Raw genomic sequence first — 12,707 nt, forward strand, 5'->3', positions numbered from 1 at the left:
GGGCTCACTGATGCTGAGCAGACTTAGGAATTCTTCGATTTTCCAGCAGAGCCCGGCTCTTCACCTTGGGCAAGTTTCTTCTCTTGTCGCTCGCCCCTAGCAGCAGACTGAGGGCCATTCTGTTTCTGCTGACTCTCGTGGGTCCTGTACTGCTGACTATTGCCTGCGTCTTCTTTCTTGGCTTGTCCGGAGTTCCTTTCAGACGGCTTGGGGCTTCGCGGCTCGTTGGGCTTGTTCATGATGACCTCGGTTGAAGCACGGCACCTGCGATATTGCCGGCACCGGAAGAGGACAATGACAGCTCAGTTTCCAAAGGTCGGTGCGCTAACGCGCTTAAGACACAGGGGTCTCAATTCTCACTGATGACCAGCAGGGAGTCTGCATATCAAGTGAAGTTGAGTCCCAGCGCTTCGTCCTGAATGCGGTCACGGCTACCCAAGTCAATACGTGCTGAGCAGATACCGAGCGACAACCACGGCAGCTCATTCAGATCATCGCTCACGAGTGCACACTTCACTACAGGTGCGACACTAGTACCGCGATGGGCACGCGCATGAGGGCAGCTCTAGGGAACGGAACAAGTCTGTCTAGAGCATCTGCCTAGCTGGCACTCTTGGCTATCGCTCGCGCCCACCCTCACAGGCGGCGTCTTGCACACATTTGCACTGGCAGACTTAAGTGAAGAATAAGCGTAGGTGGTGTAGCGCACCGACATCTGCAGAAATCCTCAGAGATACTTGCCTCATTCATCCGCTTGCCAGCCAATTGGGCCTAATGCAGATAGGAGAAGCTCGAATGAGCAGGACACTTGCAGAGATCATCCAAGGGAACTGGCCACAATTAGCAGGCTATGCCCGTATTGCTTGGGACGAGTTGACGCTTGATGAGCTGATCCGGACTAAAGGCGATGCCCAACAACTGATCGACCTTGTACAGCGTCGCTATGAGATGCCACGTGAGGACGCCCAGAAACAAGTCATGAGCTTCTTCGAGCGACACCGCACTGCCTAGCAGCACTATTCGCCTGAAATCAGACGGAGGGTATCAACATGCTCTTCTCATACTTCGCCGTATCGCGTGCTTCGGGAAACATCATCCACATCACGCTGCGTAGCAGTCCACCAGTTGACACACCCACTGTGCAGTACAGCTACGCATCCGCCGCCAGCATCAATCGTTACCGCATACTGCACAATGCTGGGCAGGATCTTATCAGCCTAAAAAATGTAGCCTAAGATCCGAGCGCTGCATGCCACGCAGACCCAGTGTGGAAGTTTGTGAACAGTTGCAATCGGCCTATTTCGTTGGAGTGAGCTCGCCTCTCAAGCCCCATCAGCACAGCGGAGTGCACTACGATAATGGGACCTCAGCAGCCCGCTCCGCTCTGCACGTTCGGATTGGATAATCGCGCGCTAGCCAATTACCTGCATTGATCGGCGCCTTGAACTTGGGACGCCGTGCGGATCAACCGTCGATTGATGCGGCTCTGATCATTCGCAGGTTGGTCGTGGCGTACCTGTATGAAGAGGCGTACTAGAGCCAGGCTTATCTCCGGGTTGTGACGCCTTGACTTGGAAAACCAATAGCCCTGCCCTAATTGACCGCTCGGCAAGACATCTAGATGCCGACCGGACAGGGTCATTACTGCAATTCAGCCATCCGGCTCTCGACCAGATCCAGGGCTCTACTCAACCCGCAGATGACTCCGCTCTCAGCGCTATTTCCCATCGGTACCGGCGGTACTGTGGCGCCAGCCTCCCGCAGCTGATTCGCGATGGAGCCAAGCTCGCTGACCGCGTCGCAACCTAGTGGCGACAACTCAGCACTATGGATTAGTTGCTTGAGAATGAACTGGAGCCCGTGCTCGGTGTTGCCCATCTGCTCAACTTGGCAGAGCTCTAGAGCCAACCGCAGGCCACTTATGTCACTTCGATAGGGATGACGCATCTGGATGTCCTCGGCTGCTGTGGACGGTAGACACCACAGAGTCACTGTAATTTTCGACTTGCCGTGATTTCTCGTGTTATTTCGTTTCCTCTCTGTGAGCTTGCGATCACTAGCTCGAGATGCAGCACTAGCAGAATACGAGTGACGATGGTTCGTGTACTGCGACTGGCTGCCGAGCCAGCCGTAAACAGTAGGATCTACTCCTTCGTGCCAGGTTCTTACACTTAAAGAACCGAGAGGTAATGAGCCATGAACACCGTACTCGAACAGTTGCTAGCGCTTCGTGATCAGCGCAACGAGGCGCAAGCCGAACTGGAACGTTATCTGCTTGAGCATCACCCCATCGACACCGAAGAAAAGAACCTAGGTGCCGCCATGCGCGCTTGCTCTGTAACAGACATTGATGAGCAAATGCGGCTGTTACCCTTGCGCCCTCTTACTCGCCCAAATGTACCGATTCAAGCTTGCCAATCGCGGTCACTGCGATATGACCAGACGCTAACGTCTACTAATCCAGTTTTGTGGATCCAGACTCAGGGAGGGAATGGGCTGACAGAGCACACCCCTCCTGCTGCCATCAGAAGGCCTCTCCCAGATATCGCAATGGAAACCCTTCGCGAGAGCAGTCGCAGACTTGCCAGGGCGGCTGCCGCATCCTGGACAGAAATCGATGGCTACCTGAGTAGCGACCCCGATCTGAGCGCTGCTGACGCAAAGGAGCGAATGTTCCAGCTGGAGTCAGTAGCAGAGCAGGCCCACAACGACTACTTCGAGAACGTAGATGCTGACGGTGCGTGGGGCTCGAACGAGTGACCTGGCTCTTCGGACACTATATGTATCTGTCACAGAGGTACGTTCTCCTGCGATGTACCAGCACCTCCTTGTCGGAGAAGCTGCGGCCGGAAGCAGACGCTGCTGAGAGGCAGCTATCGGTCATCAGCTCTTACATGCTCCTGCCAGGATGAAGACAGGTAACCTAGTCCATCCAGACCTCTGAGAAATGGCGATGGCTCCATCGAGCGGGTGCCCACGTCTCCGCCCCCGCAAGTTGACAGCCCCATCTAGCGTTGCGCACTATCGTCTTCAGGATTCACGCAACGGACATCCAATGCTCCCGACCTTCGACCACGCGCAGCCATTCCTGGGCTCCCTCGCCCAGGTTTGCGTGTATGTCACCGTTGCCAATAAATCCAAGAAACAGTCGCTCATTTGACCGGGGCGCGCTGTCCCGTCAGATGGGCTGACAGGACACAATGCGCTAGGTCACACCTCCCTCACGCTTGATCCCACACCCTCCCTGACGGCGACTTTACGGTCAGCCACAAGGAGTTATCGCATGTCTGATTTTCGTGGAATCTGGGTGGCATTGGTCACTCCTTTTCGGGCTGGAGAGCTTGATCTCGCTGCTTTGCGGTGTCTGGTGAGCAAGCTGCTGGAGGACGGGGTCTCAGGCTTCGTTGTCTGCGGCTCCACCGGTGAAGCGGCAGCGCTGAGCCAAGATGAACAGCTCGCGGTGCTGGACGCCGTACTGCAGTGGGTACCTGCACAGCAGGTCATCATGGGGTTGTCCAGCAACAACCTGCGCAAGCTGCTCGAATTTCAGCAGGAGATCCAGCGGCGCTCGCTGGCTGGTCTACTGGTACCGGCGCCTTACTACATTCGTCCATCTCAGCAAGGCCTGGAGGCTTTCTTCCAGGCCGTGGCCGACGCCGCAACCGTGCCGTTGGTGCTGTACGACATTCCTTACCGCACCGGCGTGAGGATTGAGCGCGAGACACTGCGACGGATCGTTCGCCACCCGCGTATCAGGGCAATCAAGGACTGTGGCGGAGACCTGGAAACAACTATGACGCTGATCTCCGATGGGAATGTTGCGGTGCTCTCAGGTGAAGATCTGCAGATGTTTAACAGCCAATGTTTGGGCGCCGCCGGAGCCATATCTGCTTCCTCCCACATCCACACTGACCTGCACGTGTTGATGCTACGTCAGCTGGAACAGGGTGAGCTGGCTGCAGCACGCAGCACCTTTTACCGCTTGCTGCCCTGGATACAGGTGGCTTTCGCTGAGCCAAATCCAGCTGTCATCAAGAGCGCATTAGCCTTGCGGGGCTTGATTGCTGATGAGCTTCGCGAACCGATGCAGTCATGCACGGTGGCAACGCAGGAGAAACTGCGCACAATGCTGGCTGTGATCGAGAAATAGGGCCGAAGCGAAGGCGCTCATGACTGTGGGCTATCTGCTGTAGGCCACCTCCTGGTTGATTGCGGCCAACTGCTATTCCTTCTAAAGAACCCCAAAAGAAAAGCCAGGCAGATGCCTGGCTATTTTTGATCAAGCAGAGATTTATTGGAGCCAACCTTCGACGCTCGCAGCTCCGTACTGCTCCTTCCAAGCCTTAAGTACCTTATGGTTGCCGCCCTTGGTCTCCACCACTTCCCCAGTTTCGGGATTCTTGTAGACCTTTACCTGACGCTGCCGGCGCTGACCACGCACTCCAGACACGGAGACCGATGCACTAGCCCTGGCTTGAGGGTCCAGAAGATCGACGATATTCCTCAGGCCCACACCATACTCCGCCATCAGCTTGCGAAGCTTCTCCTCGAACTCGATCTCACGCTTCAACCCATCATCGTTCTTCAGCTCATCGAGCTGCTTAAGTTGAGCGGCGAGTTGAGCTTCAAGAGCTTTGAATTCAGCAAGTTTGGACATGGATCAGCCTTTTGTTAGGAATGACAGACAAACGTACACATAGTTGATAAATGAAACCAACGCAGAAAGCCCTAGCTAGGGTGTGGGGCAAAGTATGGGTCACAACACTAGCAATAAATTAAATTCTTTTAATTCAATAAGTTAAATACAAAGCATGCCGCCCACAAGCCGGCCTTTTTATTGCTCGACTTTTACGTGATCTTCACCGCGCAGCGAAAATGTACCTCTTTCACGAGCAAAGCAGACTCTCGTCACTACGATCAGCGGCCAAATACGCTCAACGTCACAGCGACAACAGGCCACTGTACAACCCGTATGCTGCGCCCCCTGCGCCAATGATCACACAGACGAAGATGACCCTCTCGATGGGTGTGAACAGCGGCTGCCCTTGCTCTCGCTTGGCCTTGGCGAACAGCACCACTCCAGGTGCGTAGAGCAACGCCGACAACAGCAGGTATTTGACTCCACCGGCGTAGAGCAGCCACACCGCATAGCTCACAGCGACACCACTGATGAACATATCCCTTGCGCGCTCGCCAGCAGCCTCTTCGTATGTTTCACCGCGCTGGCTCAATAGCAGGGCATATGCCGCGGACCATAGGTACGGCACCAGAATCATCGACGATGCCAGATAGATAAGGCTCGTATAGGTTCCGGCTGAAAACAGTGTGATCAACAGGAATAGCTGGATCATTCCATTGGTCAGCCACAGTGCATTGACTGGTACGTTCTTGCTGTTCTCCCGGCTCAGGAACGCCGGCATTGTCCTATCCTTGGCTGTCGCATACAGAATCTCGGCACAGAGTAGCGCCCATGACAGCAATGCTCCGAGCAGGGAGATAGCCAGGCCGACACTGATCAGCAAGGCGCCCCAAGGACCGACGATACGTTCCAGCACCACGGCCAGAGAGGGATTCTGCAGTGCCGCCAACTCGGGCTGGCTCATGATGCCGAGCGATAGCAGATTCACCAGGACCAGCAGCGCCAGCACACCGAGAAAACCGAGAACGGTGGCGCGCCCCACATCGGCTCGCCTCTCGGCCCTCGCCGAGTAGACACTTGCCCCCTCAATACCGATGAACACGAATACCGTCACCAGCATCATGTTCCGCACCTGTTCCATCACGCTGCCGAACTTCGGGTTGCCATGTCCCCAAATGTCACGGGTGAAGATGTCGGCTTCGAAGGCGACGGCAGCGATGACGATGAACATGACCAGGGGCACTACTTTCGCCACCGTAGTCAGCTGGTTGATGAACGCCGCCTCCTTGATTCCACGCATCACAAGAAAGTGAACAGACCAGAGCAGGAGCGAAGCGCAGCCGATTGCGATGGGTGTATTACCCTGGCCGAAGACCGGAAAAAAATAGCCCAGCGTGCTGAACAGCAGCACGAAGTAGCCGACGCTCCCCAGCCAGGCACTGATCCAGTAACCCCAGGCCGAAGAGAATCCCATGTAGTCGCCGAAGCCAGCCTTGGCGTATGCATAGACCCCGGAGTTCAATTCCGGCTTGCGGTTGGCGAGTATCTGGAACACGAATGCCAGCGTCAGCATACCTACTGCAGTAATCGACCAACCGATCATTACCGCACCGGCATCGGCCCGCTCAGCCATGTTCTGCGGCAGAGAAAAGATCCCGCCACCGATCATCGAGCCGACGACCAGAGCAATCAGTGCGCTCAAACGAAGCTTCTGCGTCGACTGAGACATTCCACGTTCTCCCGCCAGTACGGGCGCTCACCACGAGGCCGCCACTCAGAGGTTTAAACAAGCATAAAAAGCCTCGCTTCGCCTGTCAGCGAACATGAACAGATTGGAAAATCCGAAAGATATGCCCACCCAACATGAAGGGCCGCACATCCCAGGACGCCGAAGCTTAAGCATCGTCCGCACAAGGCTGCTCGCTGAAGGAGAAGCTCACCTGCAGAGATAGTCTACTCGTACGGGGCTATGTCGAAACGGATCGGTCAGGTCGTCACTGTAGCTGTCGAGCAGCAATCGCTGCTTCGGCAGCAGGTGGGTACGGAAGAACCGACTGAAGCTCGCCAGCTGTTCGCCTTTGGGCGTCAACCGAACACAGCCGTTGTCGATGCGAATGGTGCCCGACTGGAGCTGCTCGGTCAGACGCACATCCACCAGCCGATGCTCCTCCAGGTATTCCTGAGTGAAGACCTCGGCGAAGCGGCTTTGCTGGATTCCATCACCCCGTTGCTGCAACTTCTCGAGAATGTAGAACGACAGTGATCGATCGAGAACGGTTGGTACCGAGATAGCGAGTCCGTATGCGGTCAGCAGCCAGATGAGCACCATCTGCAGCTTTTCGAAGGAGCCGAATGCAGCGAAGACAGGCATGCGCCAGAGGGCGGCAGCAGCAATCGCGACGGCCAACAAGCCATCAAGGAGTGCGCTGTAGAAAACCACGTCGACCTGGAAAAAGGTGACATGGACCCAGTAGATCAGGCAGACAAGAACCAGGAACAACAAGGAGGCGATGAGGAACTTTGTCGTCTTCATGCCGGTTTGAAGACCAGCAATTTATTGCCTAGATAACTCAGTACAGCTTGCATCATCGCCGCCAGAATGAGACCCACGGTGTAGTCCAGATGGAGTCGATCAGTCCAGGCATAGAGCAGAAGTCCGTGCAAGCAGGCGATGGCAGCATATGAGGCGAGAAAACGCATGGCCTGCTGTGCCATTGCCTCCTCCCTGTTCCGGAAAACGAAAAAGCGGCTGCCGATGAATGACGCGGCAATGCCGAACCAGGCGGCGAAAAAATTGGCCAGCCCCGCCGACGACATCTCGAGTACCCGCAGATTGAAGCTCAGGGCCGCGTAATGGACCGCAGAGGCGATCAGGCCGTTGATGACGAATCGCACGACCTCTGCGGTACGGGGCTCCAGGCTCATCGGCCGTCTTCTTCTGTTGACAATGCGACGGTGTGCTCGACGCAGTCGATGAACTGCGCATAGGACGCCTGCGAATGCACACCAGACTTGCTGACACCGGTGAGCATGAGGCTGATCAGCGCAAGCGACCCGGTCTGGAGAAACATCAATGCGAGGATGCCTAGTGCTACCGAGAACCAACCGGGAGTGGCGAAGCCCGACACCTTGAGCACGACCGTTGCCAGCCCCCCGACCAGAGCCAGCATGGCGACCACTGCTGAAGCGATGCCGACACGCACCAGTACATCTTCGGCAAATACCATGACACCGCGAAACCCGTGCAACACCAAGCCTACGAAGTTCATCTTGCTCTGGCCAGCGTAGCGAGGGCCGCGATCGAGCGCACAGGTACGGACCCGCAGCCGCGAACCAAGCACGCAGCTGGCCACATGTATCCAAAGTTCCTGCATCGCCGCGAGCCGCTTGACGGCAGCCGGCTTCAGCGCCATGAAATTGCCAAAGCTGATCTGACGCCCGGTCAGTATCTTGAACAGCCGCTTGTAGACGAAATAAAAGGCCTTGAAGCGTAAGGTCTCGACGCGTGCCTTGCGTTGGGCGACGACCAGATCCACATCCGCGGCTGCCAGCTCCTTCAGCAGCAACGGAATCGATTCAGGCAGGTCCTCTCCATCGGAATCCATGACCACGACCTGCGCCACGCTCATGTTCCCTGCTACGTAGCCGATGCCAATCGCGATGGCACGCTGGTGTCCGACGTTGCGGCGCAGCCGGATGAGCGTGCCGCTCACACCTGCGGCAGTCAGAGCGCTGAGCTCGACTGGCTGGCGCACCGAACCGTCATCCACCACCACCACATAGACACGCTGGCCAAAAATCGCAGACAGCTCCGCGAAAAGGCGGGCAGAGGCCTCGGCATCTTCGAAGACAGGAGTAATTACGACAAGGCTAGGGGAGGTGCTGTGCATGATTCTGGGCGGCAGAGGTCACGATAGAAAGTTAAACAGCAGAGGCCGTCAGCCTGCCATGGCTGACTCACCAATCCAGAAGGACTGATCCAACCAGCATGGTGCCAATAAGGGCGTAGAGCAGTCTATAGACTCGCTGGTACTCAAGCAGGCTCTCGACGCTGAGGTTGCCGCGCACGGCCCTCAAGGAGGCATAGACATGCACCGGGAAGAGCACAGCGGTGAACACCAGCAGCTCCGGTAGCTGGCCGAACAGCGCAAGGGCGATCAGCACCCCATAGGCGGCTGTGAACAGGACCATCCCCGCAACGAAGCTTCGCATCCTGCCGAAGGCGACAGCGTTGGTACGGATGCCATTGAGCCGATCACCCTCGTATCCGCGGGTTTCGTGCATGAGGTGGCCGGCGGCGAAGATCAGTCCGAAGAAACAGCCTATGACCGTGCTGCGAACGTCGACGGCGGCAAAGGTCGCATAACCGAGCAGAAAATGCAGCGTTCCGCCCACGAGATGAAGGACTGAACCCAGGACCGGCCGGCCTTTCATGTGGATCGAGGGCGCCGAATAGAGCGTGCTCAAACCGAGGATCGCAATCGCAAGAAGGAGTGAGACTGGCCCCAGCAAGGAGAACAGAAGCAGAGTCACGCCCAGGAGGACAGCGGCAAGGAATCCGACGGCACCGCGGCTCACCCCCTTCGATGCAAATGTCCGGGTGCCACGGTGCGGATCTCGCAGATCTCCATCGATACCCGCCCAGTCGTTCATGACGAACACATGTGCCACCAGGCACAGGCTGCCGGCACCGAAGATGACAGCCCTGCTCCAGTCGTGAAGCGACACGGCAGCGAGCGCCATGATCGCCCCGATCACCGGAGTTCCTTGCAATACCAACACTTCGTCGAAACGTATGGAGGACAAGAGTCGCAGCAGTTGCCGAGCCGAATAGGAACGCAGATTTGTCGTAGCGCCGTTACTCATGGCCGGCCATGGCCTTCTTCAGAGTTCTGTCCATAGGGCGAAACCGCGGATCGCAGGTGCTCGTTCTCGTAATAGAGCCTCGTCCAGAGGGCATAACCCAGTGGCTCGGACCAATAGTAGCGGCTAACGGTTGCGCTCAGGTCGTTGTGGTAGAGCAGAGGAGGATCACGCATCAATAGTGCGAAATCGTCGGCGGCAAGCCGGCGCAGCAGCAGATCAACAGCCTCTGAGCGCTCAGGAGTAAGGTCACTGCCGCTCTCGAAGTGGCGCAGATGATCGAGGAGTTCGATCCAGACCTCCTGGCCCTCAATCGTGGTCTGCAACCTCTCCCGAGGCAGCTGCAACGGGCAGCCAGCCTCGCTCACATCGTGCAGACGCAGAAGAACGATCGGAGGTGCGAGGCGATAGTAGACCCAGAGAGACTCGTCGGCCTCGCGCCTCTGCAGCGCCTCGCAATGTGCACGAGCCGCAGGCGGATCCACCTTGGCCAGCCACAGGTAAACATGAAGCTGGATACCTATATCAGGCGGATTCGGATCCTTGCCCGGATCGATGCAGAAGAAGCGCTCTCTTGGCTCAAGCCAGGTCTGGTAGAGGCCATCCTGCGTCCGGTACTGCTTCAGCGTAGCCAACGCCGACGCCAGCAGTTCCGGGCGCTCGCTCGGAGCGAGTCGCCACGCGAGAGCCGTATCGTCGGCATCGGGAGTGATTCTGCACTCTGCCACACCCATCGTTGGCAACTCGGTCCTACCGTGGTAACGCACAAGGCCGGTGTCCTCGATCTGCTCCCCCAGAAATCCTCGCGCCCGCTCCACAGAGTCGGTGAGACCGCTCTGTCCTGCCACCGGTGCCAGGAGCTCGATCAGAGCAGCATTGGAGAAGATGTTCAGCTCCCGTCTCTGCACCACGTACTGCGTTCCCCTGGAAAACTCGGTGAGCCAGTAGCCTGCTTGATCCTGACGGTCGGCAAGGATAGCCGACGCGCGGCGTGCCGCCTGAGCAAGAGCGGGGTCGTGGGCGATCATGAACTCACGCGATGCCAGCAGGTGTTGTTGGCCTTCCGAGTGCGCGCGCACCAGCGCACTCACCGCATGCCCCCCTGGAGCCAAGCCCTCGATGGGTAGCGACACTTCCCAGCCACTCGCTTCTGGCTCACCAAGTCCCTGGCTGACGTCGGGGCGGTGGAAGAAGGTGTTGGCGAAGCCGATCACGCGCCCATCTACTATCAGAGAGACGTCCAGCGGGGTGTGCCCACCTACGAGAGCCCAACCAGACACCACAAGGCGCAGACCGGCACCATCATCACGAATTTCGGCCTGATCGATATTGCCGGCAACCGCTCCAAGGTCGGGGGCGACACGCCCAAACTTGAACTCAGAGACGAAGGGGGCGTTATCGATATCCCAAACCGCCTTTTCCCAGCTGGCTTTATCGTTTACCGGACCATTGGCAGCCACCGCCAACCCAAGGGCATTACCTGTGTAGCAGAAAGCGCCCACGGCTTGGATAGCCACCGCTGCGACGCATGCCATGATGAAGAGGGCTCGCCCCATCGCTCGCAGGCGTTGGAAAACTGGAGAAAGCATCCACACCAAGATGGGCATCGCGCCCGTGAGATAGCGCCCTCCCCAGCTCTGCCCCTGCACCCAGTGCGTTGCGCCGTAGAAAAGCACCTGTAGTGCCAGGGCACCACCTACGAGCAGGGTAAGTGCACGCGAATCCCGATCTCGCAGGACGGAATACAGGAACAACGGCACAAACAGCAGGAATGGAGAGAATACGAACAATCCATAGACCGGGCTGAACAGCATCACGCCTGTGCCGAAGAGGACATCTTCGCCTACCTGCGAGGCATGACGGTCAAACCCGGCCATCAGGCCGTAACCACCGAGGATATGCCCCACCACCAGTATGTTGTAGGCCAGCACCAGCCCGACCGGTACAGCACCTGCAATGACGAAAAGTGGAAAACGTGGGCCGGCCCATCGAATGGCATAGAGCGCGAAACCCGCAGCAAGAATCGCATCAGGCTGCCGGTTACAAGCCAGAAGCGCGCAGGCAAGCCCTGCACCTAGTGCACGGCGAAACGTACAGGGTCCAGTGAGTAAGTACAGAAGCACTATCACCAGCAGCCCGCCGAGACCATGCATCCACAATGCTTGGCTGCTGACCACCCAGGCCGTCGTTCCCAACGCGTAGGCGGTTGTCAGCAAGACTGCGGTTGCTGGGGGGCTGCGTCGACGAAGCAGCAGATAAAGAAGCATTGCCGACATTGCCGTCATCAGCGACGCGCTGAGCTTCTCCATGACCCGCGCGACATAGTCGACTCGCTGCGGATGCCAGCCCTTGGCGTCGAGATAGGCTACTGCCGGCAGGTACAACGGTGCGACAACTACAGGCGTCACGATGGGATATAGGGAAACAATGTTGCCCGTGGGCGCCTTGATCATCCAATACGCCAGATTCGATCGGCCTTTCTGAGGCGGAATGGCTCTGCCTTGAGCGGCAATCGATACGACCGGGTCCAGCGTCAGACTGTGGTGCTTCCAGATCGATAGGGGGAGATAGCGCGCCGAATAGGTATCGGCGGCGCCGATAGACCTCAGATTGGCGTTATAGATCAGAAAGAAGCTGAGCCCTAGCAACAAACAAATCAGAAGGTCCCGGCGCCACGAGCCGCCAAGAGAGCTCGGTAATGTATCCGAACTCGAAAAATCTGCCCGCCACTCCCCGGAGGCATCCCTACTCGCCCGCATACGGCTCCAAAGCACTGTCTAAAAGGTGGGTTGCCGCGCCACCTCACCGGTCGACGAAGCATGCATTGTTGTTTTTCGCCCCAAGCACGAGAAGCGCAGTGAAAGTCGCATAGGCAGTCCTCCACACGCCGCGAGTATAGCGGTGAGGCTACAGACGAGTCTCCGCCTTCCCTACGGACGGTCCACCTCGATATGTCAACTCTCTCAAGGCAGACCAGGAGCACCCACGGAAAAGGGCATCGCTCATGGCGAGAGCGCATGCCTCCTGAGCCGTAATCCGGCATGCAGCGACGATCACCCGGCAAGCAAGCCAGTCCCTAGAACTGCTCGGCCGCCAGGCCGAACAGAGGCTCGCTGCCGGCGCGGATGGCGGCCTCCAGACCGAGGATGCGAGGCAGCAGGCGCTGGAAGTAGAAGTCCGCCGTTGCCAGCTTCGCGCCGTAGAA

The 12,707-nt window shown here is 57.7% G+C and carries 13 protein-coding genes; 3 read left to right on the forward strand and 10 right to left on the reverse strand.

All coding sequences use genetic code 11. The features are described from left to right. Window positions 1-23: 23 nt before the first annotated feature. The gene (locus IB234_RS20645; protein WP_192321507.1) at window positions 24-239 is read right to left on the reverse strand and encodes a hypothetical protein; all 216 of its coding nucleotides are present in this window, start codon (window positions 237-239) and stop codon (window positions 24-26) included. 556 nt (window positions 240-795) lie between these two features. Here IB234_RS20645 and IB234_RS20650 point away from each other — a divergent pair. Next, window positions 796-1,011, forward strand: a complete 216-nt coding sequence (locus IB234_RS20650) for a CsbD family protein (RefSeq protein WP_192321509.1) — start codon at window positions 796-798, stop codon at window positions 1,009-1,011. 630 nt (window positions 1,012-1,641) lie between these two features. Here IB234_RS20650 and IB234_RS20655 read toward each other — a convergent pair. After that, window positions 1,642-1,947: a hypothetical protein gene (locus IB234_RS20655; protein ID WP_192321511.1), complete on the reverse strand. Its 306-nt coding sequence runs from the start codon at window positions 1,945-1,947 to the stop codon at window positions 1,642-1,644. 249 nt (window positions 1,948-2,196) lie between these two features. Between IB234_RS20655 and IB234_RS20660 the strand changes: the two genes are divergently transcribed. Both IB234_RS20660 and dapA read left to right on the forward strand, forming a co-directional pair. Beyond that, window positions 2,197-2,760 carry a hypothetical protein gene (locus IB234_RS20660; RefSeq protein ID WP_192321513.1) on the forward strand — a complete coding sequence of 188 codons (564 nt, stop codon included), beginning with the start codon at window positions 2,197-2,199 and terminating at the stop codon, window positions 2,758-2,760. Window positions 2,761-3,283: 523 nt separating this feature from the next. Continuing rightward, window positions 3,284-4,150 carry a 4-hydroxy-tetrahydrodipicolinate synthase gene (gene dapA, locus IB234_RS20665; RefSeq protein ID WP_192321515.1) on the forward strand — a complete coding sequence of 289 codons (867 nt, stop codon included), beginning with the start codon at window positions 3,284-3,286 and terminating at the stop codon, window positions 4,148-4,150. 141 nt (window positions 4,151-4,291) lie between these two features. Here the strand turns inward: dapA and IB234_RS20670 are convergent, their stop codons facing one another. The 8 genes from IB234_RS20670 to IB234_RS20705 all read right to left on the reverse strand — a co-directional run. Further along, window positions 4,292-4,657, reverse strand: a complete 366-nt coding sequence (locus tag IB234_RS20670; protein ID WP_192321517.1) for a histone-like nucleoid-structuring protein, MvaT/MvaU family — start codon at window positions 4,655-4,657, stop codon at window positions 4,292-4,294. Between the two features lie 283 nt (window positions 4,658-4,940). Beyond that, window positions 4,941-6,368, reverse strand: coding sequence for an arginine-ornithine antiporter (gene arcD, locus IB234_RS20675; RefSeq protein ID WP_192321519.1), 1,428 nt, complete (start codon window positions 6,366-6,368; stop codon window positions 4,941-4,943). A 207-nt stretch (window positions 6,369-6,575) separates the two neighbouring features. Beyond that, entirely contained in the window at window positions 6,576-7,172 is a 597-nt protein-coding gene (locus IB234_RS20680) for a hypothetical protein (protein ID WP_192321521.1), read from the reverse strand. Next, on the reverse strand, window positions 7,169-7,564 hold the full coding sequence (locus IB234_RS20685; protein WP_192321523.1) for a GtrA family protein: 396 nt from the start codon (window positions 7,562-7,564) through the stop codon (window positions 7,169-7,171). The genes IB234_RS20680 and IB234_RS20685 overlap by 4 nt, the downstream gene beginning before the upstream one ends. Continuing rightward, window positions 7,561-8,529, reverse strand: coding sequence for a glycosyltransferase (locus IB234_RS20690; protein ID WP_192321525.1), 969 nt, complete (start codon window positions 8,527-8,529; stop codon window positions 7,561-7,563). Before IB234_RS20690 ends, IB234_RS20685 begins: the two co-directional genes overlap by 4 nt. A gap of 67 nt (window positions 8,530-8,596) precedes the next feature. Beyond that, window positions 8,597-9,505: a UbiA family prenyltransferase gene (locus tag IB234_RS20695; RefSeq protein WP_192321527.1), complete on the reverse strand. Its 909-nt coding sequence runs from the start codon at window positions 9,503-9,505 to the stop codon at window positions 8,597-8,599. Next, entirely contained in the window at window positions 9,502-12,150 is a 2,649-nt protein-coding gene (locus tag IB234_RS20700) for a hypothetical protein (RefSeq protein ID WP_192321529.1), read from the reverse strand. The genes IB234_RS20695 and IB234_RS20700 overlap by 4 nt, the downstream gene beginning before the upstream one ends. Before the next feature lie 428 nt (window positions 12,151-12,578). Beyond that, window positions 12,579-12,707: acyl-CoA dehydrogenase C-terminal domain-containing protein (locus IB234_RS20705; RefSeq protein WP_192317846.1), on the reverse strand; the 129-nt coding region annotated here is incomplete at its 5' end.

The organism is Pseudomonas sp. PDM16 (assembly GCF_014851865.1).
In the GTDB taxonomy this organism is placed as follows: Bacteria; Pseudomonadota; Gammaproteobacteria; order Pseudomonadales; family Pseudomonadaceae; genus Aquipseudomonas.